Origin of the sequence: Chitinophaga sancti (genome assembly GCF_034424315.1) — a bacterium.
Lineage (GTDB): Bacteria > Bacteroidota > Bacteroidia > Chitinophagales > Chitinophagaceae > Chitinophaga > Chitinophaga sancti.
Genome location: NZ_CP139972.1, coordinates 5,969,166 through 5,991,715 on the forward strand (window position 1 = coordinate 5,969,166; position 22,550 = coordinate 5,991,715).

General features: G+C 45.4%; 19 protein-coding genes. 6 read left to right on the forward strand and 13 right to left on the reverse strand.

The genetic code is table 11. From position 1 onward, the window contains the following. Window positions 1-36: 36 nt before the first annotated feature. From U0033_RS23375 to U0033_RS23400, 6 genes are all read right to left on the reverse strand, one after another. Window positions 37-786, reverse strand: coding sequence for a DUF1365 domain-containing protein (locus tag U0033_RS23375; protein ID WP_326980842.1), 750 nt, complete (start codon window positions 784-786; stop codon window positions 37-39). 71 nt (window positions 787-857) lie between these two features. Next, the gene (locus U0033_RS23380; protein WP_072365721.1) at window positions 858-2,108 is read right to left on the reverse strand and encodes an NAD(P)/FAD-dependent oxidoreductase; all 1,251 of its coding nucleotides are present in this window, start codon (window positions 2,106-2,108) and stop codon (window positions 858-860) included. Then, window positions 2,087-3,205 (reverse strand): alpha/beta hydrolase, encoded by a 1,119-nt coding sequence (locus U0033_RS23385; RefSeq protein WP_072365719.1) that lies wholly within the window; start codon window positions 3,203-3,205, stop codon window positions 2,087-2,089. Before U0033_RS23385 ends, U0033_RS23380 begins: the two co-directional genes overlap by 22 nt. Continuing rightward, the gene (locus tag U0033_RS23390; protein WP_072365717.1) at window positions 3,202-4,236 is read right to left on the reverse strand and encodes an SAM-dependent methyltransferase; all 1,035 of its coding nucleotides are present in this window, start codon (window positions 4,234-4,236) and stop codon (window positions 3,202-3,204) included. The genes U0033_RS23385 and U0033_RS23390 overlap by 4 nt, the downstream gene beginning before the upstream one ends. A gap of 47 nt (window positions 4,237-4,283) precedes the next feature. Further along, window positions 4,284-5,066 (reverse strand): DUF1295 domain-containing protein, encoded by a 783-nt coding sequence (locus U0033_RS23395; RefSeq protein ID WP_072365715.1) that lies wholly within the window; start codon window positions 5,064-5,066, stop codon window positions 4,284-4,286. Then, complete coding sequence (locus U0033_RS23400) at window positions 5,059-5,394, reverse strand: DUF1475 family protein (protein ID WP_072365713.1); 336 nt, start codon at window positions 5,392-5,394, stop codon at window positions 5,059-5,061. The genes U0033_RS23395 and U0033_RS23400 overlap by 8 nt, the downstream gene beginning before the upstream one ends. 248 nt (window positions 5,395-5,642) lie before the next feature. Between U0033_RS23400 and U0033_RS23405 the strand changes: the two genes are divergently transcribed. Further along, window positions 5,643-6,011, forward strand: a complete 369-nt coding sequence (locus U0033_RS23405; RefSeq protein WP_072365711.1) for a winged helix-turn-helix transcriptional regulator — start codon at window positions 5,643-5,645, stop codon at window positions 6,009-6,011. Window positions 6,012-6,329: 318 nt separating this feature from the next. On the opposite strand, the gene U0033_RS23410 is transcribed toward U0033_RS23405, so the two are convergent. The 7 genes from U0033_RS23410 to U0033_RS23440 all read right to left on the reverse strand — a co-directional run bounded on the left by U0033_RS23410 (window position 6,330) and on the right by U0033_RS23440 (window position 14,331). Next, window positions 6,330-6,992 carry a YceI family protein gene (locus tag U0033_RS23410; RefSeq protein WP_083571884.1) on the reverse strand — a complete coding sequence of 221 codons (663 nt, stop codon included), beginning with the start codon at window positions 6,990-6,992 and terminating at the stop codon, window positions 6,330-6,332. A gap of 19 nt (window positions 6,993-7,011) precedes the next feature. Further along, window positions 7,012-8,670 carry a phenylacetic acid degradation protein PaaN gene (gene paaN / locus U0033_RS23415; protein ID WP_072365706.1) on the reverse strand — a complete coding sequence of 553 codons (1,659 nt, stop codon included), beginning with the start codon at window positions 8,668-8,670 and terminating at the stop codon, window positions 7,012-7,014. 84 nt (window positions 8,671-8,754) lie between these two features. Next, window positions 8,755-9,828: a tetratricopeptide repeat protein gene (locus U0033_RS23420; RefSeq protein WP_072365704.1), complete on the reverse strand. Its 1,074-nt coding sequence runs from the start codon at window positions 9,826-9,828 to the stop codon at window positions 8,755-8,757. A gap of 187 nt (window positions 9,829-10,015) precedes the next feature. Further along, the gene (locus tag U0033_RS23425; protein WP_072365703.1) at window positions 10,016-11,257 is read right to left on the reverse strand and encodes a DUF1015 domain-containing protein; all 1,242 of its coding nucleotides are present in this window, start codon (window positions 11,255-11,257) and stop codon (window positions 10,016-10,018) included. Window positions 11,258-11,454: 197 nt separating this feature from the next. Continuing rightward, window positions 11,455-12,525 (reverse strand): 3-phosphoserine/phosphohydroxythreonine transaminase, encoded by a 1,071-nt coding sequence (serC, locus tag U0033_RS23430; RefSeq protein WP_072365701.1) that lies wholly within the window; start codon window positions 12,523-12,525, stop codon window positions 11,455-11,457. Window positions 12,526-12,757: 232 nt separating this feature from the next. Beyond that, window positions 12,758-13,705, reverse strand: coding sequence for a zinc dependent phospholipase C family protein (locus U0033_RS23435; RefSeq protein ID WP_072365699.1), 948 nt, complete (start codon window positions 13,703-13,705; stop codon window positions 12,758-12,760). Window positions 13,706-13,707: 2 nt separating this feature from the next. Continuing rightward, complete coding sequence (locus U0033_RS23440) at window positions 13,708-14,331, reverse strand: DUF502 domain-containing protein (protein ID WP_072365697.1); 624 nt, start codon at window positions 14,329-14,331, stop codon at window positions 13,708-13,710. Between the two features lie 266 nt (window positions 14,332-14,597). Here U0033_RS23440 and U0033_RS23445 point away from each other — a divergent pair, with 266 nt between their 5' ends. The 5 genes from U0033_RS23445 to U0033_RS23465 all read left to right on the forward strand — a co-directional run bounded on the left by U0033_RS23445 (window position 14,598) and on the right by U0033_RS23465 (window position 22,352). Next, on the forward strand, window positions 14,598-15,206 hold the full coding sequence (locus tag U0033_RS23445) for a TetR/AcrR family transcriptional regulator (RefSeq protein WP_072365781.1): 609 nt from the start codon (window positions 14,598-14,600) through the stop codon (window positions 15,204-15,206). 15 nt (window positions 15,207-15,221) lie between these two features. Next, complete coding sequence (locus U0033_RS23450; protein ID WP_177318738.1) at window positions 15,222-16,586, forward strand: TolC family protein; 1,365 nt, start codon at window positions 15,222-15,224, stop codon at window positions 16,584-16,586. A gap of 34 nt (window positions 16,587-16,620) precedes the next feature. Next, window positions 16,621-17,727: an efflux RND transporter periplasmic adaptor subunit gene (locus U0033_RS23455; RefSeq protein ID WP_072365694.1), complete on the forward strand. Its 1,107-nt coding sequence runs from the start codon at window positions 16,621-16,623 to the stop codon at window positions 17,725-17,727. Between the two features lie 18 nt (window positions 17,728-17,745). Then, the gene (locus U0033_RS23460) at window positions 17,746-21,285 is read left to right on the forward strand and encodes an efflux RND transporter permease subunit (protein ID WP_072365693.1); all 3,540 of its coding nucleotides are present in this window, start codon (window positions 17,746-17,748) and stop codon (window positions 21,283-21,285) included. Window positions 21,286-21,566: 281 nt separating this feature from the next. Continuing rightward, window positions 21,567-22,352 carry a TIGR00266 family protein gene (locus tag U0033_RS23465; protein WP_072365691.1) on the forward strand — a complete coding sequence of 262 codons (786 nt, stop codon included), beginning with the start codon at window positions 21,567-21,569 and terminating at the stop codon, window positions 22,350-22,352. The last annotated feature ends 198 nt before the right edge of the window (window positions 22,353-22,550 follow it).

The window sequence follows — 22,550 nt, forward strand, 5'->3', positions numbered from 1 at the left end:
ACTGTTGTTAATAGTGCACCTGTGAAAAAATAGAATTTATGATTTGTAAGGCCGGTACAGATCACGCTGCAGCTCTTTGTGGGCCGCCTTTGCGTGATAAGGCAATTTCTTTAGCCATAGTAGCAATGCCTGCCAGTGGATCATCCAGATCACCTTGAGCGTAATCAGTGGAAAGCTGAAAAAATAATACAGCAACATTCCATCTGTCAATGGTTTCCTTTCTCCTTTTAATGTGCTGATTAGAAATCGTTCTCCATTCTTGTGACAATCATCGATGCGTATATTCAATTCTTCGCCTGGTATGCCTAAATCGAAATCGAATTGTGTATCTAAATCTGAGAAGGGAGAGACGTAGAAGTACTTTCCTGTGTTCAGACGAAACCCTTTCCGGGTGCGGGTTGTGTTATCCAGTAGATATGGTTTTAGCTCCCCGAATGTATTGCATACTTCTACCACGGAACAAACAGGGTGACCCTGTATATCATAACAGTAATAGAACGAAACCGGATTAAACTGATAGCCGAACGTACATAAATTGGTCAGTAGCATGATACGGCCAACCGGTGTTGTAATGCCCTGCTGTTGAAGGTATGAAAGGAGTTGCTCGCGTACGTTTCCTGTGCTTATCTGCAGATGGTCCTGATCGCGGAAATTGAATAAGTTAAACCGGTTCCTGCTCATGAAGCGAAGCTTTCCTGACAGATAGTCTACTTCATCCAGATCGATGTAAAACATAAACACCTGGTAGCTGAACTGATGACGCTTTGGCGACAACCGGTGATGCATGACCTGTGCCCTGTATAAACATGAATGAATTCCGATCATGAAATTACTTACGGAATAAAGCCCTGGATGGATTAAATAACTGTCCGCTTTAACAAATGAGAGCAAAGATTTACAGCACTTGTAAAAGCATCTTCGTGGAATCCATATCTAAAATAACTACCGCAATAATAAACAGGTCCATTTGCATTCAGTTGTGGTAAATCTGCTTGGACGGCAATAGCGGCCAGATCAAATAGTGGATGCTCATAGTCTATTTCTTTGATGATTTTATCAGCATCGAGCAGTGCATGTGGGTTGATGGAAACAAAGTAGTTCTTCTTTTCAGATACGCCCTGGAGCCTATTCATCCAGTAAATGGTACTGGGTTGCTCATCTTCTATACGATAGTTCCAGGCGCTCCAGGCCCGTTTTTTAGCCGGCATTGTTTTCTCATCCGTATGCAATACCGCTTTGTTGTATTGGTATTTGAAAGCAGAGAGTAATTGCTGTTCCATGTTAGTAGGTGCCTCCAGTAATCTTAAAGCCTGATCGCCGTGGCAGGCCAGTATTACACGGTCGTATTGCTGGGCTGTGCCGTCTGATGCATATACGGTTACTTTTCCATCAGGCATCCGCGTTACTTTCACGGCTTTCCTGTTAATGTGAATACGATCTCTGAATGGGGCGATTAGAATCTCCCGGTATGATTGGCTGCCTTTGTCCAGTGTATACCACTGGTGCTGTGTATGCAGGCCCAGGAAACCGTGATTGTAAAAGAACCGGATGAGTGTGACTGCGGGGAAGTCCAGCATCTGCTGCATAGGGGTAGACCATACGGCGGAACTCATGGGAACGAGGTATTTCCAGAGCATATCGTCGCCAAAGCCACCTTCGCGGATGTACTGGCCGATCGTATAATTCGCATATTGGGGATTATTCAGTATCTGCACGCTCTCCTTATTGAAGCGGGCAATCTGCATCAGCATCCTGATATACGAAGGCTTGAAAATGTTCCTGCGCTGCGCAAATAGGTGATTGATGCTGGAGCCGCTGTATTCAAGACCGGAAGGTATGTGCTGTACGCTGAAAGACATGTTTGTCTTTTTTACAGGTGCTTTGATCTGTTCGAACAGTTTGCAAAGGTTGGGATAGGTCTGGTGATTGAATACCATAAATCCTGTATCTATATACACGGGTTTTCCATCTTCATCTACAATCACGGTGTTAGTATGACCACCTACATAATCCAGTTGTTCATAAAACGTGATCTCGTCTGCAGGGTGTAGAAAATGTCCGCATCCCATACCGGCTATGCCGGTTCCTATGATTGCTGTTCGTAACATATATTGTGTAAGAATCTTAGTACTGAGTAGGTGGATAATTGTCCGCCTGGCCCCTTCAGGTTGTAATCAAACCCGTGTGTGGCCCAGGGTAGTGAGAGAAAGAAATGTTTAATACCGTTTTCCTGAAGTTTCTTTTCCAGCCTGATGCTATGTTCATACGCTACGAGTACATCATTTTCACCATGAATAAGTAAGGTAGGTACCGTGTTTTTATTGACGAATTCCACGGGGGAGCTGGCCGCATAATTTTCCGGAACAGCACTGTAAGTACCGCCCAGGTAGTTTTCCATTACCTTGCGGGAGTCCATTACCAGTGGACTGGCAGGCAGTGAATAACCCCATACCATATCAGCAGGTCCATAAAAATCTACCACACCTTTCAATCCGGGCACCTGCCCGCGATACGCTGCCAGCAGGGCGATCTGTGCACCTGCAGAACGGCCCATCAGTACAAAATTGTTAGGATCTATTCTCAGTTCTGCTGCATGTGTACGCAGGTAATCTATGGCCAGGGAAACATCTTCTACCGGTGCGGGGCAAATGTTTTGCGGGGCCAGCCTGTAATTGATAGCAGCTACGTGATAACCCTGATTCGCCAGGAAAATATTCAGTTCAGGAAGATCCTGGCTATTCCCGCTACTCCATGATCCGCCATGCACGACTACTACGCAGGGATGATTGCCGGGATGTATGGCAGGGTAGAAGTCCATATGCAGGTTGTTACTGTAAGGCAGGCTTTTGAACGCAACAGGGGCTTCTTTGTAACCTGAGAATAATACAGATAAACTCAGTGGCGTGGAGGCTGATTGATCACCCAGTGCTTTATCCATTGCTTTGGGCAGATGGCTGGCCAGATCGTATGCCCTGAAGAGTGGCGATAGATACAGTACTATAGCAATCAATCCTAATGCTGTTCCTAATGTATTGTACTTGTGTGTGAAAAATCCACTTAGCAATGCCAGGATGGTGATGCTAATGAATACCCATGCTATTTCAGCGGCACCAATAGCGAGTTTCCACAAATTGTAAGTAGGAGCTTTAATGACTGTAAGTAATGAAGTCAGCAGTAAAAGAATAATTAGAATAAGACGGATCATACGGTGTTTTTGCGAAAAAGGTAATGACTGACTATCCATTCATTCCCCTTGTTATAATTCCATAGTTCGGCGCAGGCCATATAAAACAGGCGCCAGTATACCCACCATTTAAGTGCCTGGTCCTTTCCGTAGGTGGCTTCGAACAGTGGCATTATTTCCGCTTTATGATGATCAATGTTGCGCAACCATGCTTCTGCAGTTTTGCCGTAGTGAGTGCCGTTTACATGCCAGTGTTCACTTACAGACAAATGATCGTTAAAGTAGAATAGCAGGTCATCGCCGGGCATCACGCCACCAGTAAAAAAATACCGGCTCATCCAATCGGATTCGTCCTTCACTTCAAAAAGGTAGGTATACTCTTTATGTGTAAAGATATGAATGAACAGCTTTCCTTCTGCTTTTAAAAACGAGGCTACTTTTTTTAATAATTGCTGGTAGTTGCGCATGTGTTCAAACATCTCTACGGATACTACCCTGTCGAAATGCTGGTCCGTATGGAATATATTCATGTCTGCCGTGATCACCGTAAGGTTGGTGACGCCGCGATCTGCGGCTTGTGCATCGATGTATGCTTTTTGTGTACGTGAGTTGGAAACGACTGTAAAATTGCTACCCGGGTACTTTGCTGACATGTAGAGTGATAATGATCCCCATCCGCAGCCCAGTTCCAGTACATCCATTCCGTTAGTCAGTTCTGCTCTGTTGCAGGTGAGCTCCAGCATATCACTTTCTGCTGTATCCAGGTCATTGACTCCGGGCTGCCAGTATCCGCAGGAATACTTCAGGTGTTTACCTAAGCAATATTGATAAAACGATGTAGGCACTTCGTAATGCTGTGTATTGGCTTCGGCTGTGTTCTCAGCTATAGGAGAGGTTTTGAGCTGATTGATCAGTGACATGAGGTGTGCCTGTTGTACTTCCGTATCTCCTTTGTTTTCTTCGTCCAGCCTTTGTTGCAGCAGTTTTCTGATCCCTTTGCGCAGGAACAGATCAGGAACAGTATTTTTTTCAATGAGGGTATCGTACCACATGTTGAATATGATTGAAAGTAATAAACGCGATCTATAAGAACGGAACTTTATTGCCTGGCAGGAAACCACGGAATGAAGGCGTTGGTGCTGCGCTGATAGGCTTTATAGGCTTCTCCTTTGGAACGCAATGATTGCTCTTCTGTAGCTGGTATACCAGTTACTTTCAGCAGCAGATAAAGTATGATAAGCGGACTGATTATACCCAGGTATCCATAGGGAGAACCGAGTGCGAACACGCTGTAGGATACCCACATCAGCCATTCAAAAAAGTAGTTGGGATGCCTTGAATACCGCCATAGTCCGGTGTCGCACACCTGACCTTTGTTTTTAGTTTTAAATATATGCAATTGTCTGTCAGCAATCGCTTCGCCTGTTACGCTGATGATCCATAATACAATACCTGTATATTCTGCAAGACCTAATGCTGTTTTGTTATTGAGGGCACTGATTATAAATGGTATGGACAGCAGTACATTTGAGAGACCCTGGAGCTGAAAAAACCAGAAGAATTTTTTGTCTGCATGTGGAGCCCATTCCTTCCTCAGTTGCTGATAGCGGCCATCTTCTGCATCCATATGTGCAGATATCCTTGTTAGCAAATGTGTGCCCAGTCTGATACCTGCGATGATCACCATCCCGCAGATCAGGTATTTGCGCAAGTGGTTACCATTGGCCATTAGCAGGAGTAATATGCCAATAACCGGAAAGTTGTACGACCAGAAGATGTCTACTACACCTGCATTGTGAATAGCGTGCGCCCATCCCCAAACCATGGCCATGATCATTCCGCATACCACGATCAGGAGTAAAATAATAGAGAAACTATCCATGTTGTTTTCCGAATAATTCTTTAAGACCTTCTGCTGGCGATAAGCGGAAAAGCTGTACCAGCATGTAGATACAGCTGGCTATACTACCCAGTGTAATTAAGAATATGAGCCAGATCACTTTGCTGAAAATTGTTTTTTCTTTGTAGCAGATCCACACAAAAATGACCAGCACATTTGTATAAAAGTCCCAGAGTGTGGCCCGCATCCAGGGGATGCTGCCCAGAAAATTCCATTCTCTGAACAAGCTGCTTTCAATACTGGTTGTGATCACTGTATAACACATCCAGACAAATGAAACACTGAATAGTATTTTTAAAAAAGTGATCATGTGCAGCCGACAGATTTGCTAATGACGGTATGATAACATACGTAAGAATAAATATTTTTGGTTTCAGGCTGCCTGGGATTATGCTGGCTCAGGCTGCTGTTAGCAGTTCATGTTATTGCCATTTATCCATTTCGTTCTGGGTTAACGATAATTTAGTTTGCCTAATTTCCATAATAGCAGTATCTTTTCTATGCCTGTCACTTTATAAAAGGACGAACCCGATCGTAAACTTAGAATTTTAGAGCACTATGGCAGAAAGAAAGACTAATTCGTCTAACTATCAGAATCAATCGTTCCTGGAGAGCAAGTGTCCGTTGAATGAGTTGTTGTTTTCTATGAGCCGTCGCTGGACGACAGATATTTTATTCTGTATCGAAGCAGGCAATAATAGATTTTCAGGAATCAGGGAAGAGCTGACCTACATTACAGATCATATCCTTTCAGACCGGCTTAAAACGCTGGAAAAGACAGGACTGATCACCCGTCAGCAATTTCCCGGCATGCCGCCTAAAGTTATTTACTCACTTACAGAAAATGGAGTAGAACTTTGTGGCTTACTGGAAAAATTGTGTGAGTTTTCCAGTGTAATCTACGACGAGAAAGCGGTCGCAGTATAGTATTGCCTTGGGCATTTCACGTTGTGAAAAACTCCTGTATGTAAGTATACTTTTAGTATCTTACTGCGATACGCCCCACACCATGAGTCAAGTAACCCTTTGGATTTGCATGGCTGCCCTGTTTATCTCTCAGGCACATGCGCAAACACCGCAAAAGAAGATCCCCGCTTTGCCGGATTAGACAAGGAATTTTAATGCTATTCTTCAGCCGTATTTATAAAACGTAAATAAAGGGAAAGAGGTCGTTTTAAAAGTAATCTGAAATCCGTTTAATCAGATTCCGGAATAGAATTTACTTTTAAAACAACCTCTTCTTTTCTATTGTTTAGCGACGAGTTTAAACTGGATATTCACCTGCGAATTGATCAACTTGTCCTGCATGGACTGATCTGCTCTGTAGCTCATGCCCCACTGGGTTCTGTCGATATTAAAATTTGCTTCCGCCCTGATCACACCTTTCTCTCTTGTAATGAAGGCAGGAAATGAAATATTCTTTGTTGAATCCTTCATTGTCAGGTTGCCCTGCACGGTATAGTTCGCATCTTTCATCAGCACCTCGTTTCCTACAGAAGGCTTAAAAGTTGTCACACCTGTAATCTCAAAAGTCGCCACCGGATATTTCCCGATATCAAAGAACATCGGTCCTTTCAGCTCTGCTTCCAGCTTATGTTGCAGCATGGAATCAGTGGGTGCCAGGTCTATGTCCTGCAGTGTACTCATATTGATCTTGATGCTACCGCCGGTGACGAGGGTATCTTCTACATACAATTTACTCTCCAGCAGTCTGAAGATACCGGTATGCTTGCCTGTAGGCTTTGTACCTATAAATTGTACCACACTTACGGTAGTATCCACATGGTATGACTTCCCTTCTCCTTCCTTTACGGACTGGGCTTCCTGGGTCGTTGCTTTATCCGCCTTTGGTGCCTGTTCGCAGGCTGCCATAAGCGAAAGCAAAATGATTGGAACTAAATATTTCATAAACTATATTATTCGCATCTCAGCTGCCAGCCACTTCCCGGTTGCCTACCCAGACAAATCGTCTGAGAATAAATTCCGGGTTGGTAAAACTTGCATTCCCGGCAGGGTTGCCTCCGGTCACATGAAAATCAGAGAAGGCGGCGTGTTGGTTCACCCATATGAAGCCGGTAAAATTGAAAGAAACCGGTGTGAACACGCTGTTCATTGCTTCTGTGATCTTTTCCTTTGTGTCCGGGTTTACGGCATATGCCGCGCAGGTGATGGCTCCGTGTTGCTGTGCCATCTGACGGGCCAGTTGAATGGACTCGTCTGTATCCTTTGTTTTTACAAGCAACAAAACCGGGCCAAATAATTCCTGCTCAAAGATGTGCCTGTCGGTACTGTCTACCTGCAGAATGGCTGGCGTGAAGCCCCTGGCATGTGCAAACTCCTCGTTTACCAGTGGCTGACCTTCCAGGACCACCTTTGCGCCCAGTTTACCAGCATTGTGCGCCCGTTGCAGGGTAGTGTCGTTCTGTAAGGCGCCCAGCGTACCGGCTCCCATTTTAGGATTTGTTACCAGTGCGGTCACCGCATTCTTGAATTTCTCTACTACTTCATCAAAAGAAAGTGTACCATCAGGGGTTTGAACGCCTCCTGCAGGGATAAAGAAGTTCTGTGGCGCGGTGCACATCTGACCTGAGTACAGGGAGACGGAGAATGCCAGATTCTGCATCACCGCATCTATATCAGTTACGCTATCCAGGATTACAGAGTTGACCCCTGCTTTTTCTGTAAACACAGATTTGCCGGGGAGGGATTCTACATAGTTCCCAAACTGGCTGCCCCCTGTATAATCAATAAGTTTGATTCCGGGATGTTCACACAAGGTTTTGGTGATTGGCGCAGCAGTGGTATCGCTGGCCAGCTGGCACAGGTTAGGGCTGAAGCCTTTTTCCTGCAATACCTGCTGAATGGCGCTTACCGCAATTGCGATAGGCAGTATAGCCCTGGGGTGTGGTTTCACGATCACAGGGTTGCCGGTTACCAGATCTGCATATATACCAGGTAGCGAATTCCATACCGGGAATGTAGAGCACCCGATTACCAGGCCCGGACCTTTGGGCATAGCCCTGAAATTCTTTTTGAGCTGGAGGGCGAATTTGCCCATTGGTTTCTCCCATAATTGTTCGGCAGGATAGCGGTTCAATTCATGAAAACCCATGGCGATAGCTTCGAGTGCACGGTCATTTGCATGTGGTCCGGAGGCCTGAAAGCTCATCATAAAGCTCTGCCCGGTAGTGTGCATGGTAGCGTAGGCGATGTCGAAGAAATACGTTTGTATACGCTCGAGGGTCTCTACCAGCATATCGGCCCGTATATCCACAGTTGTATTACGCCATTGGGGAGCCGCAGCTACAGCTTTTTCTACAAGATCGTTTGCCGTGAAGAGGGGATAGGTGATGCCCAGTGGCTCCATAGTGTATGGAGATACTTCCTCACCAGCCCATCCGGATTCACCGATTTGTAAGAGTTGGGAAAATGGTTTGTTGAGCTGTGCTTTATACCTGTTGTGGCCTTCTTCGGGGGCTTGCTCGCCATAAGCTTTGGGGTGCTCAGGGTATTGCGAGTAAAAGGCCCGTTCATGGTTCGCCTTTACGGCTTTCTCGATGGTGCTTTGGTGTTTGATGGTAAGCATATGTGGAATTTGAATAATTAGCTTTTCATGCCGGGGACCTGTGTCGTTACAGGCCCCGGTAGATTCTTTACCATCCTTGGGGGCTTATCTGGCCAGTGAGAATCGATTGTCGTTGTAATATTCATCGGGTCTCACCTTCAGGGGATGGGTGCGCTGGTATTGCAAAAACGCGTCGTATTCAGCTTTATGCATATTTGTCCAGGCTTTGAAAGCAGATTGGTTGCTTACAGGACCAAAGATCCATTGAGTGTAGGCGTCAAATAAACCTTCTTTTAACAGGCTGCGCTGGTAGTCAAATAATGCGTAAGGGAACTTCACACCTGAGAAGTTGAACCAGTCCAGCAGGAAACGGGTCCTTACCATGACCAGGCTCTCAGGGTCTATACCTGTCATCACTACAGAAGTCTGCTTGCCCATGGAGGCTTTATAGGCGTCTGCAAATTCAGAGGCTGAAGTTTTCTTACTTTTCCGCTCATTTTCCAGGTCCTCGAGGGCTTTGGTCATGAGGGAAGGATCGTTATACAATTTCTTATAAGCGTCGATCAGCATGGTACGTACTTCGGCGGTACGTTCAGTATAGCTTTCCAGGTTCACGAAGATTTCGCCGTAGATGATAATCCAGGAAGGATCTTTCACATAGGAATATGCCCTGCAGGCATTGTAGTAGTTGCCGGGGAAGCCGGGATCTTTCTCAATTCCCTTCAACCAGTTGGACATACCACCTTCGTAAATTTTCAGGAACATTAGCAGCTGGCCGTTGTCATTGTACAGCTCACCGCTTTCAGGGAAGCGTTTCAGGCCTTTTTCGTACAATTTCTGGGCTGTTTTCCATTCCTGTTTTGCCTGGTAGATGTTACCGGCTATCTGGTACAATTGTGCATCGGCATCCTTCTTATTCAGCAGGGGTTCGATGGTGCTTTTGGCTTTGCTCATATCGCCCTGCAGCCAGTATGCGAATCCGAGTTGTTTCTTGTATTGGGTATTGTCAGGTTCCATGGTAATGGCCTGGTTCAGTACCAAAATGGCGTTGGAGTAATCTCCGCTGCGAATGAAGCCGGTGGCGGTGTTGAATAATTCATTGGCATCCTGTGCGAAAACCGGTAGGGTCGCGAAAAAGAAGCCAATACATATAGCTATTTTCAATAAAGAAGCCCTCATGTACATCCTTGATCTTTCGTTTGCTGTAAAAATAGTGAAAAATGTGCCAAACCTTGCTGGAGCGAAGAAATTGCCCCAATTGCTATGGGGTTTCTATAAGCCCGCTATAAGTGCTGTTTAAGCGTTCTATAATCATTCTTTAGGCATTCTTTAGTGCGATAGGCGCACGGCAAGTGTGCTTCTATAGTCAAAGCAGGTGTGAAACAAGGCCATCTCTCAGCTTTGGTTCAAACCAGGTACTCTTGGGGGGCATCACGTTACCACTATCAGCAATGTCAAATAATTGCTGGATTGTGACTGGATAGAGGGCAAAAGCTACTTTGTATTCTCCGCTGTCTACCCGCTTTACCAGTTCCTGCAGCCCTCTTATTCCGCCTACAAAGTCAATGCGCTTGTCGGTCCGCTGATCTTTAATGCCCAGCAGTTTATCCAGCACATTGTTGGAGAGGATGGTTACATCCAGGATCCCGATAGGATCATAGCTAAAAGTACCTTCCTGTGCGACCAGGCGATACCAGTTGCCATCCAGGTACATACTGAACTCGTGGAGCATGGAAGGGGCCTGTGGCAGATGTCCGATGGGTTCTACTACAAAATCGTATTCCAGTTTAGAGAGCAGGTCTTCCTTGCTCAGGCCATTCAGGTCTTTGACCACCCTGTTGTAATCGAGGATCATCAGCTGACTGGCGGGGAAGATAGTGGTGAGGAAATAATTAGCCGGATCATCGAGGCCGATGCGTTGTTGTTCTTCCAGTTCCTTTTGCACCAGTGATGCGGAGGCGGCACGATGGTGACCGTCAGCAATATACGTATGAGGTACTTTGCTCTCAAAGAGCGCTGTGATATTATCGTTGGTGGCTTTGTCATCTACTATCCAGATGGTATGCTGAATGCCGTCTGTAGCAGTAAAGTCGTACGCAGGTGTATGCCGGCTGGTCCATTGATCGATCAATGAATTGATGTCGGGAACATCGTTGTAGGCAAGGAATACATTGCCAGTCTGCGCGTTGGTCGTTTTGATATTATTGATCCTGTCCTTTTCCTTGTCTGGACGGGTGAATTCGTGTTTCTTAATAATCCCGCTGTTATAGTCGGATATCGAGGAGACACAAACGAGGCCTGTCTGGCTGCGACCATTCATGACCAGGCGATAGATGTAATAGCAGGGAGTATCGTCCTGGAAGAGGGTACCATCGGCAATAAAGCTTTGCAGGTTTTCTGCTGCTTTATCATATACGGACTGGCTATAAACGTCGGTGCCATCGGGAAGGTCAATTTCTGATTTGGAAACGTGGTAAAAAGAGTAGGGGTTGCCGGCTGCTTCTATCTTTGCTTCCTGAGCGCCTAGCACATCATATGGTCTGGCTGCAACTTTCTCAGCCAGTGCCGGCGTGGGTCTTAATCCTTTGAACGGTCTGATGATTGCCATAATACGGGGTATTGTTAGTCAGGTAAATGTAAATGCAAATAGGCACATGAGCAAATACGAGGCCACAATGGGATTTGTAGGAGCAGGCTAGCGGCAGGCATTCTATAAAAACGGCATTAGGTCCGCCGCAGGCACCACTGCTAAAAACAAAAGCTCCTGCCGATAAGCAGGAGCTTTTGTTTTTATATAAAGTAAGATTACGCTTTTTTATGGCTAAAATGCTTCATTGCCTCTACCAGCACTTCCACGCTTTCGTATGGTAATGCATTGTACAGGGAGGCACGGAAACCACCAACACTGCGGTGCCCCTTGATCCCTACGATGTCTTCCTTCTTGGTTAATTTCAGGAATTCATCTTCCAGTTCGGGTTTATCCATGATAAAGCATACGTTCATGCGGCTACGGTCTTCCTTTGCCACAGTGCCACGGAACAATGGGTTCTGATCGATCTCATCGTAGAGGATCGCTGCTTTTTTCTCATTTAATTTTTCAATGCCAGCAGCACCGCCCTGGGCTTTCAGCCAGCGAAGGGTGAGCATGGAAATGTAAACTGAAAATACGGGAGGGGTATTCAACATTGATCCGTTCTCAATGTGATTACGGTAGTCCAGAATCGTTGGAATTTTTCGGGTTACCTTACCCAGGAGGTTCTTACGTACAGCTACCATCGTTACGCCTGCAGCGCCCATGTTTTTCTGTACACCGGCATAGATGAGTGAGAACTTGTTGAAGTCCATTTGTCTGCTCAGGATATCACTGCTCATGTCAGCAATCAATGGAACATCTACCTGTGGTATTTGTTGCCATTGCGTACCATAGATGGTATTGTTGGTCGTGATGTGCAGGTAAGTTGATTTTGGGGAAACATTAAATTGTTTGGGGATGTAAGTGTAGTTACTTTCTTTTGAACTACCAGCTACGTCTACGAAACCAAACTGCTTTGCTTCTTTAATCGCCTTATTGCTCCATACACCGGTATCAATGTAGGATGCCGTACCATCATTTTCAAGTAAGTTCATCGGAATCTGCAGGAATTGCTGCGTAGCACCACCATGAAGGAAGAGTACTTCGAAGTCATCTTCCAGTTGCATCAGTTCGCGTACGAGATTACGTGCCTCATCCATGACAGCCTGAAACAGTGGAGTCCTATGCCCTATTTCCAATATGGACATTCCTGACCCCTCAAAGTCAATCAAAGCCTTACTAGCTTTGTACAGAACCTCATTTGGTAATACGGAAGGTCCCGCGTTAAAATTGTGCACCTTCATAGGTCGATCTAAATTAAATAAATTGTTAGCTTGTTCCACTTTGCTTCTTGGTTTTGTCAGAGGAATGGATTAAAAAATAGATAATGGCATTTCAAATCAGATGCTGATGTTGTGTAGGATAAGGCTAAAAAGATAGTATTAACAAAGATAATTTATATTTTTTTAAAATCGAAATTAATTGAAAGGTCCTTTGTGCGCTTAATATCTCTCTTTTTTACAAAGCGTATGCCAGCTATTCCTCCACACGGCCCATCATTTTGCCTGTATCTGGCAGGGTTGTATTTTCTTTAATTTTTTTTTGTACAAGGAACCTGAGTGGTGGCTGTCCGGCATTGACCCAGGCAGTATACCAGCAGCAGGCTACAGCATGGATTGATGCCCGCATGCGGCGTTCTACCATATCGCCCAGTAATTGCTGATATGCTTTCGTATAGGAGGTAGCGTAAGTACGCACCAGTTTTCCTTTTCTGTTTTCATAGGCATAACGGGCATCTGCAGGTGTGCGAAGGCTTAGGGCTTTTTCTTCTCTTAGAACCGTGTCTGCTGCAAGTGCGCTGGTACTTACTATCTGCCATATAAATGAGGGTACATCCCGGATGTAGATGGCCTTGCCGCACCAGTAACTGAATGAAGCATCTGCCAGCAGTTCAGGGATCCGGGATTCCCATAGTCCATGAATCCCTTCCTGCCCCGTGAACTGCCCATTGTGATTAGAGCAGGCATGCAGGGGTACATGGGCATCGGCTACATAATGCCCCAGGTCAGCACTGAGCTGAAGTATTTTATCCGGGTCTTTGTCCTGGAATGCTTTGGAGAGCCGGGCCATCATTTGTGGAATATACCAGGATACGATCCCGTATTGTAGCAGGCTATCTTCCCCAAACTGTTGCAGGGCAGCCTGCCAGCTGCGGGGGATCCAGTCATAGGGAGGAGCACCATAGTGATCTAGATCTATATAGTGACGCGGTCCTTCGGCGGCTACGATATATCTTCTTTTATCAGCATCTGTAGCATGCGCTTTCAGGTAGGCCTGCTGCGATTTGTATAGCACCAGCATGGCAGGTGGAAGGGAAAATATGGCCAGTTCATTGATCCGCTGATGGGCAAAGAATCCCCAGCCCATTGCAGAGAATGGGAGGGCGGCGCAAACAACAATGGAAAACAGTCTTTTTAAAAACATAATTATTTACTGTGGTGCTCCAGGGAGGTCACCCCACCGCTTACGGCAAACTTCATGGCTTCTCCTGCTGAGATATTGGTAAGTGGTTTTACCTTTTCTGCAGGTACCATGAATACTTTACCTGTGATGGCATAAGCGTGTGGTACATACACCGCCATGTAGCCTTCCAGGCCCAGTGTGCTAAGGTCAGGCTGGGTGATAAAGCCCATTTCCCATACATCCAGACCATAGATCTGGACCAGTACGGGATGGTCGAACTTCTTCTTTTCCCCTACAAAGGCGTCGAAAACGTCTTTGACAGATGAGTAGATATATTTGATGAAAGGTGTCTTTTCCAGGATGCTGTCAAAGAGTGCGAAGATCCTTCCCAGGATAAAGGAGGAACTCAGGTAACCTACTACCACCACCAGCAACAGCACCAGTGCAAAACCTACCCCCTTATAACGAAGGTAGCTGAGTGGCGCTTCCTGTGGAATGAGATACTTTGGGAAGATATTGTCGATGGTAACAAACAGGTAATACAAAGTAAAGGCGGTCACACCGATAGGTGCCAGGATCAGCAGACCCTGGAAGAAATACCTTAATATCTTCGATGCCAGAACTTTAAGTCGGTTTTTTGGAGACATATAGTTGTTGTAATAACTGCGGCAAAGGTACTATAAATGGGGGAATGTGCTTTTTTAGTTCAACTTATCTACATTAAATAAAATCCTTCTGGAAACTTTTATAGTTTAAAAAGTTTCCATAGTTTTACCAAAGACCTTTATTCTGAGTAATGACTCATTATAATATTGGGCCGGCCACTGGCCAATAGTGATCGATGGTAGCTATGAGTCGCTACTTTATAATGAGAAGAAATGTAAGATTTTTTGCCCCTGCAAAACACTATCCAATGGAAATACAGGAACGTATTCTGGATACCGCATTCAATTTATTCAGCCAGTTTGGCACCAGATCCATTACCATGGACGACATTGCCCAAAAGATGGGAGTCTCCAAAAAAACCCTTTATGCCCACTTCGCTGACAAAGATGAGCTGGTCACCCATGCGATTTCGCGCCATCTGCTCACCATAGATAAAGACTGTAAAGAAAACCAAACCCAGGCTGAAGATGCCATTGGAGAGCTCTTTCTCGTCATGCAAATGCTGGATAAGCAATTCCGGAACATGAAGCCCTTTGTGCTCCTTGACCTGCAAAGATATCACGCTGCTGCCTACCAGGCTTTTCTCTCTTACAGAGACAACAGCCTGCAAAGCACCATCCGCCAAAACCTGGAACGGGGAATCCGGGAGGGGCTCTATCGCTCCAACCTGGAGGTGGATATACTTACCAGGTATCGCCTGGCCACTGCTATGCTCTGTTTTCAACCAGATGTATTTGCACCCGGGCTCTACGAGATGAGTAAAGTACAAAGAATTTTATTGGAACATTTCCTTTATGGACTTGTTTCGAGTAAAGGGTTTGAAAGGATCGAAGCCTACAAACTACAACTATCGTAAAACCAAATGACCTTTATGCAAGCGAACCAAAAGCGGACAGGATGGATAGGAGCCTTGCTGCTGCTGATCTTTCACACGGGAATGGCCCAGTCTCCCACCAATACGCCGTTAGCACCTATGTCGCTCTCTGCGAAAGAAGCGGTAGATTATGCCCTTGTTAACCAGGCCACCGTGAGAAACGCTAAACTGGATGAACTCATTCAGCTGGCGAAAAATAAAGAGGTAAGCGGAATGGCGCTCCCTCAGCTCAGCGGCGCCGGATCCTTCCAGCACAATCCAATTGTCCAGAAACAACTGATCGACGCCTCCAACTTCTCCGACACGGTTCCCAAAGGCACCCTTGTTCCTTTCTCCTTCGGATTGAAATTCAACGTGCTCGGCGAAGTCAAATTAAACCAGGTACTCTTCGACCCCAGCGTACTCGTAGCCCTCCAGGCCCGCAAAACACTGGAAGAACTCTCCCACAGGGGTGTACAGAAAGCAGAGATCGATGTTAAAGTGAATGTTTACAAAGCTTATTACAACGTGTTGTCTGCACGTAAAGCCCTGAGCATACTCAGGGGCAACCTGACTACGTTGGAAAAACTGCTGGGTGAAACAAGGGAAACCTACAAAAACGGGCTCGTGGAAAAACTGGATGTAGACCGGCTGATAGTGCAGGTAACTAATCTTCGTACGGAAGAGACCAAATTGCAGAACCTTTCCGAAGTAGGAATGGCAGCCCTTAAATACTCCATGGGCATGCCCATGCGTACGGACCTAACGCTTACAGATACACTCTCTACCGCAGAAATAAAATCAGCAGTAGCCGTAGAAAAATTCGATTACTCTCAGCGTATAGAATTCCAGTTGCTGGAGTCACAAAAGAAAGCGTACGAGTACGATCTTAAGCGCTATAAATACAATGCGCTGCCTACGCTTTCCCTGTTTGGTACAGGAGGCATCAGTCGTGCAAGTGATGTGTTTAACTACTTTGATAAGCAAACCTGGTATGGGTATGTTGGCTACGGTGTGAACCTGAGCTTCAACATTTTTACAGGCTTCCAGCGCAGACGCAAAGTCGATCAGGCTTTCCTGCAGGTGAAGAAAACAGAAGTGAGCATAGAAGATGCAAGACTCGGTATTGACCTGGAACAAACACAATCTACTTCCAACCTGCGCAACAATATCGTAGCGCTCGAAGCTCAGGAAAGCAATATGCAACTGGCGCAGGAAGTATACAATACTACCCAGATCAAATACAAAGAGGGGGTAGGTTCCAGTGTGGAAATGAGTACTGCTGAAAATGACCTGCTCACTGCACAGAACAATTATTTCACAGCACTCTACAATGCCAGTGTATCTAAGATCGATTACCTGAAAGCTTACGGCAAGTTGTAGCCGCTGCATTATTCCTAATTCTAATTCATTCTATATGTCTTATAAACATCACTCCGCATTACTGTTCCTGCTCGTCTTAGCGGCATGCGGTCAGCCTACAGCCGAGGAAAAACTCCAGAATCTCAAAAAAAAGGAAGCGGACCTGAAAAAAGAGATTGCACTACTGGAAAAGCAAGTGAATAAAACCGATACAGCTGCAAAGAAGATGAAGTCTGTAGTGGTGACTGCCATAAGAGATTCTGTATTCGAACACTATATAGATATACAGGGTGCTGTAGATGCACGCGAAAATGTGAACGTCAGTTCTAAAGTGCCGGGTGTGATCACCGCTATTTATGTAAAGGAAGGTCAGAACGTTTCCAAAGGTCAGACACTGGCACAGGTAGATGATCAGATTCTGCGCGCGAATATGGCCGAATTACGCACCCAGCTGGACCTGGCTACGACCTTGTATCAAAAACAACAGAACCTCTGGAAACAACAGATCGGCTCTGAAGTACAATACCTGAATGCTAAAAACCAGAAGGAATCACTGGAAAGGAAAATGGCTACCCTGAATGATCAGCTCTCCCAGGCAAAGATCGTATCTCCGATCAATGGTTCTGTGGATGCGGTTATCTCCAAACTGGGTGACAATGCAGCGCCGGGATCTACTTCATTCAGAGTAGTGAACAGCGCTAACCTGCGGGTATTGGCAAACGTTGCTGAAGCCTATGCGGGTGCAGTAAAAACAGGTGATCCGGTGGTGGTAGCGTTCCCGGATATTGATAAGGAATTGCGTACCAAAATCGGGTTTGCTGCCAAAGCCATCGACCCGGTAAGCCGCACTATCAGGGTAGAAGTACCTATGCCGAATGATGCTGCGCTGAGACCAAATATGATTGCACAGATCAAGATCATAGACTATTCTACACCTCATGCACTGGTGATACCTGTAAATGTGATCCAGTATGCATTAGGGAAATCCTATGTAATTGTCGCTGAAAAATCAAAAGATGGATTGATCGCTAAGAGAAGAGAAGTGGAAGTAGGTCGTACCTACAATGACAAAGCGGAGATCAAAAGCGGATTACAGGCAGGAGAAAATGTAGTAACAACAGGTTATCAGGGATTGAATGACAATGACCTGATCCAGTTATGATCTTAAAAATACTGTTGTATGCAAGATAATCTGAACAAAGAATTTAAGCCTACCAGCTGGGCAATTGATAATAAGGTGAGCGTGTATGTCGCCACGATTATCATTGCCATAGCAGGTATATTATCCTATCAAAACCTGCCGAAAGAGCAATACCCGGAGGTAGTGTTTCCACAGTTTTATATCAGTACGATTAACACCGGTACTTCTCCCGAAGATATGGAAACATTAGTGACCAAGCCCATTGAAAAACAACTGGGTGGAATCTCTGGTGTCAAGTCTATCAAGAGCACGAGTATGCAGGATTACTCTGCAATCACTATCGAGTTCGAAGCAGGAGAAGACCTGGAAACAGCGCGTCAGGAAGTAAGAGAAAAAGTAGATGATGCCAAGAAAGACCTGCCGCAAAAACTAACACAGGAACCGCAGATCATTAAAATTGATGTATCGCAGATCCCGATCATGAACATCAACCTGTCTGGCGATTTCGACCTGCAGTCACTGAAAAAGTATGCAGATGAAATGCAGGACAGAATTGAGGCCCTGAACGAAATTACACGTGTAGACATTGTAGGTGCACTGGATCGTGAAATCCAGATCAATATTGATAAATACAAGATGGATGCAGCACGGGTAAACTTCGATGATATTGGCAATGCAATAGCTGCTGAAAACATGACTATTTCTGGTGGACAGGTATCGATGGATGGGCAAAAGCGTACACTGAGTGTAAAGGGAGAATACAAAGATCCTTTAAAGTTGCGCAATATTGTGATTCGTAGTACATCCGGTGCGACCGTATACCTGCGCGACATTGCAGAGGTAGTGGATGGATTTGAAGAGCAGGAAAGTTATGCACGGTTGGGTGGTCAGAATGTTATCACTCTGAACGTCATCAAGCAAAGTGGTAAGAACCTGATCGATGCTTCTGATAAGATCAGGGTGATCATCGAAGAAATGAAGAAGGATTATTTACCAAAGGGATTGAATGTGGTGGTAACGGGCGATCAGTCTAACTCTACGCGTGTGACACTCCATGACCTGATTAATACGATTATTATTGGGTTTCTGTTAGTGACGGTGATCCTCATGTTCTTCATGGGTGCAGTGAATGCCATCTTCGTGGCTGCTTCAGTACCGATCTCAATGTTCATTGCATTCCTGCTGATGCCGGCCTATCATTTCACGCTGAATATGATGGTGCTGTTCTCTTTCTTGCTGGCATTAGGTATTGTGGTGGATGATGCGATTGTGGTGATAGAAAATGTGCACCGTATATTTTATCAGCGAAAGGATCTGGGGATTGTGAAGGCGGCCAAGATAGCGGCGGGAGAGGTATTTCTACCCGTGTTCTCAGGAACGCTGACGGTGCTGGCGCCATTTGTACCATTGCTTTTCTGGCCTGGTATCATTGGTAAATTCATGTTCTTTCTGCCGGTAACGTTGATCACCACACTGGGTGCATCGCTGGTGGTGGCATATATTATTAACCCGGTGTTTGCAGTGGATTTCATGGACAGGCATGAAGGAGAAAATCATCCGAAGCCGAAATGGAATAGGAAGTTCACCTATATGGCAATCGTATTTGGTGTGATTGCATTGTTGGGTTATGCGAATGGTAGCGTCGGCTTAGGCAATTTTGTCATCTTTCTATTCCTGTTGATCTTACTGGAGAAATTTTACCTGGGGGGGCTGGCACGCCGCTTCCAGGGCAATTTTTGGCCAAGGGTACAGGAGCGTTACAAGCGTGTGCTGAAATGGTGCCTGATTGGATGGAGACCTATCTGGATATTGATCGGCACATTCGGTTTGCTGGTGTTCAGTATTATGCTCACTGCGATCAGGAATCCAAAGGTGGTGTTCTTTCCGCAGGCAGATCCTAATTTCATCTATGCATATATAGAGTTGCCAATGGGTACTGATCAGAAGTATACTGATAGTATCACGCACATTGTAGAAAACCGGATTACAAAAGTAGTAGGGCCGAATAATCCGATAGTGGAGTCCATTATTTCCAACGTAGCCGTGGGAGCAGGTGATCCTTCACAAATGGATATGAGTGTGCAGCCCAATAAAGGTAAGGTAACCGTGGCATTCGTGGAGTTTGGAAAGCGTGACGGACATGGTACCAAACAGTACCTGGACAAGATCAGGCAGGCTGTAAGAGGCATACCTGGTACAGATATCACGGTAGAGCAGGAGCAGGGAGGTCCGCCTACAGGGAAGCCGATCAATATTGAAATAGCTGGTGATGAATTTGAAGAGCTGACAACAACAGCAGAAAAACTGAAACGTTACCTGGATTCACTGGAGATAGGGGGTGTGGAAGAATTACGTACAGACTTCCAGAGTAATAAGCCTGAGATATTGGTTAACATAGACCGTGAGCGTGCAAACAGGGAAGGAATTTCTACTGCTACAATTGGTATGGCATTGCGTACGGCATTGTATGGTGCAGAGGTTTCCAAGTTCAGAGATCCGGAAGATGATTATCCGATCATGGTAAGGTTCCAGGAGAATCAGCGTAATAATATTAACACGCTCATGAACCTGAATTTAGTGTATAGGGATATGAATATGGGCGGAGCGATCAGGCAGGTGCCATTGAGTGCGGTAGCAGATATTCATTACTCTAATACTTATGCAAGTATTAAGCGTATAGATCAGAAGCGTGTGGTGACTTTGTATTCAAACGTACTCACCGGTTATAATACAAACGAAGTTGTACAGCAAATTCAGACAGCACTGGGTGATTTTGCGAAGCCGAATGGGATCCAGGTAAAGATGACGGGTGAGCAGGAAGACCAGGCGGAGACTATGAATTTCCTGTTGTTGGCCATGGTGGGTGCATTTGGGTTGATCCTGATGATCATGGTAACGCAGTTCAACTCAATAGGTCGTCCGTTGGTGATCTTTATGGAGATCCTGTTTAGTATCATCGGAGTGTTCCTTGGTTTCTCTGTTTTCGGAATGGATATCTCCATTGTAATGACGGGTGTGGGTATTATGGCGCTGGCAGGTATCGTGGTGCGAAATGGTATCGTACTCGTAGAGTTTACAGATTTGTTAGTGCAGCAAAATATGCCGGTGTACGAAGCAGTGGTGGAAGCGGGCAGAACCCGTATGACGCCGGTGTTACTTACAGCTATCGCGGCGATCCTTGGTTTGATTCCGCTGGCAGTGGGATTGAATATTGACTTTGAAACCCTGTTCTCAGAATTCAAGCCGCATCTCTTCTTTGGCGGTGACAACGTAGCGTTCTGGGGGCCGCTGGCCTGGACCATGGTGTACGGGTTGGTGTTTGCGACCTTCCTGACATTGATCCTGGTACCGGTGATGTATGCAATGAATAAGCGTTCGATCGATGTATTGGATTACAAGGGCTGGCCAAGGGGCCTGAAGTATATACCGTTCTTTGTGGTATTGGTGAAGGTATTTATGAAAAAAGGGGTGGTGAGGAAGCTGCATGAACCGGATTATGTATCAGATAAGCCGTACAGGTTCTTCAGAGGCACAGACGACCAGGACCTGCCACATGAAAGTGGTGTGAAGAGCTTATAGCAGATAAATTAAAAAGTGTACACAATACAGTGTAACAGTTGTAGGTTTAACAGAATACCGTTCCGTTTCGCCCGGAACGGTTTTTTTATGTGGTAAAGTATATAATCAGGGGTATCGGCAGGCGCCGGATGTCAGGAATGAGCAACCATTCTTATATTAAATTTTACCATATTTCCATATTTTTATGTATCTTAACAAACTTTAACAATTATCAACTGTAGCATTTCCTTATTTTTGGGCCTAAAGCGCCATTTTTTGTTAATCCGGGTAACAACAACGCTATGCGACGCAACCATGAAATAGATTACCGTATCTATGGTGAAGAAATACAGATTGTCGAAATAGAACTCGATCCACAGGAGACTGCCGTGGCCGAGAGTGGGAGCTTCATGATGATGGACCAGGAGATACAGATGCAAACCATGTTTGGTGATGGTTCACAGTCTAATCAAGGAATTTTAGGAAAATTGATGTCTGCCGGTAAGCGTATGCTGACCGGGGAAAGTCTTTTCATGACTGCATTTACGAATATGGGAGAGGGAAAGAAGCGGGTGAGTTTCGCAGCGCCTTATCCGGGTAAGATAATACCCATGGACCTGTCGTTAATGGAGGGAAAGGTAATCTGTCAGAAGGACGCGTTTCTATGTGCGGCGAAGGGCGTAAGTATTGGGATTGAGTGGCAGCGCAAGCTGGGAACGGGGATTTTTGGTGGTGAGGGCTTCATCATGGAAAAGTTGGAGGGTGATGGTATGGCTTTTGTGCATGCAGGAGGTTTGGTATTGGAGAAGCAATTGTTGCCCGGGCAAGTCTTAAAAATAGATACAGGATGTTTGGTGGCGTATACTTCCGGAGTAGATTTTGACGTTGAATTTGTACGCGGAATCAAAAATATGGTATTTGGAGGTGAAGGCTTATTTTTTGCCACACTGAGAGGACCCGGAAAGGTGTGGGTACAATCCTTACCCATCAGCCGTTTAGCAAGTAGAATTGTATCATATGGAACAGTTCGCCGAAAGGAAGAAGGTAGCATTTTAGGCGGGTTAGGAAATATCCTGGATGGAGATTAATAATAATTAAACTGAAATAGCATATTAACTGTTATAACTGGCAAAAATCAGAAGTATCAAAAACTGGTATCGTTAAAAAACCGCCTTATTGAATAACCGTTATTAGCAGGTGTTTTTATAGAATTGACATCATTAAACTGACAAATAAAGTCAAATAACAGTTGTAACTGGCAGAGGAAAAATTGATAAACCGGTCAT

Bases quoted from the DNA above. Each gene is read 5' to 3' on its own strand.
- U0033_RS23375 (WP_326980842.1), bottom strand. From the start codon at position 786: ATGCATCACCGGTTGTCGCCAAAGCGTCATCAGTTCAGCTACCAGGTG.
- U0033_RS23380 (WP_072365721.1), bottom strand. From the start codon at position 2,108: ATGTTACGAACAGCAATCATAGGAACCGGCATAGCCGGTATGGGATGC.
- U0033_RS23385 (WP_072365719.1), bottom strand. From the start codon at position 3,205: ATGATCCGTCTTATTCTAATTATTCTTTTACTGCTGACTTCATTACTT.
- U0033_RS23390 (WP_072365717.1), bottom strand. From the start codon at position 4,236: ATGTGGTACGATACCCTCATTGAAAAAAATACTGTTCCTGATCTGTTC.
- U0033_RS23395 (WP_072365715.1), bottom strand. From the start codon at position 5,066: ATGGATAGTTTCTCTATTATTTTACTCCTGATCGTGGTATGCGGAATG.
- U0033_RS23400 (WP_072365713.1), bottom strand. From the start codon at position 5,394: ATGATCACTTTTTTAAAAATACTATTCAGTGTTTCATTTGTCTGGATG.
- U0033_RS23405 (WP_072365711.1), top strand. From the start codon at position 5,643: ATGGCAGAAAGAAAGACTAATTCGTCTAACTATCAGAATCAATCGTTC.
- U0033_RS23410 (WP_083571884.1), bottom strand. From the start codon at position 6,992: ATGAAATATTTAGTTCCAATCATTTTGCTTTCGCTTATGGCAGCCTGC.
- paaN (WP_072365706.1), bottom strand. From the start codon at position 8,670: ATGCTTACCATCAAACACCAAAGCACCATCGAGAAAGCCGTAAAGGCG.
- U0033_RS23420 (WP_072365704.1), bottom strand. From the start codon at position 9,828: ATGAGGGCTTCTTTATTGAAAATAGCTATATGTATTGGCTTCTTTTTC.
- U0033_RS23425 (WP_072365703.1), bottom strand. From the start codon at position 11,257: ATGGCAATCATCAGACCGTTCAAAGGATTAAGACCCACGCCGGCACTG.
- serC (WP_072365701.1), bottom strand. From the start codon at position 12,525: ATGAAGGTGCACAATTTTAACGCGGGACCTTCCGTATTACCAAATGAG.
- U0033_RS23435 (WP_072365699.1), bottom strand. From the start codon at position 13,705: ATGTTTTTAAAAAGACTGTTTTCCATTGTTGTTTGCGCCGCCCTCCCA.
- U0033_RS23440 (WP_072365697.1), bottom strand. From the start codon at position 14,331: ATGTCTCCAAAAAACCGACTTAAAGTTCTGGCATCGAAGATATTAAGG.
- U0033_RS23445 (WP_072365781.1), top strand. From the start codon at position 14,598: ATGGAAATACAGGAACGTATTCTGGATACCGCATTCAATTTATTCAGC.
- U0033_RS23450 (WP_177318738.1), top strand. From the start codon at position 15,222: ATGCAAGCGAACCAAAAGCGGACAGGATGGATAGGAGCCTTGCTGCTG.
- U0033_RS23455 (WP_072365694.1), top strand. From the start codon at position 16,621: ATGTCTTATAAACATCACTCCGCATTACTGTTCCTGCTCGTCTTAGCG.
- U0033_RS23460 (WP_072365693.1), top strand. From the start codon at position 17,746: ATGCAAGATAATCTGAACAAAGAATTTAAGCCTACCAGCTGGGCAATT.
- U0033_RS23465 (WP_072365691.1), top strand. From the start codon at position 21,567: ATGCGACGCAACCATGAAATAGATTACCGTATCTATGGTGAAGAAATA.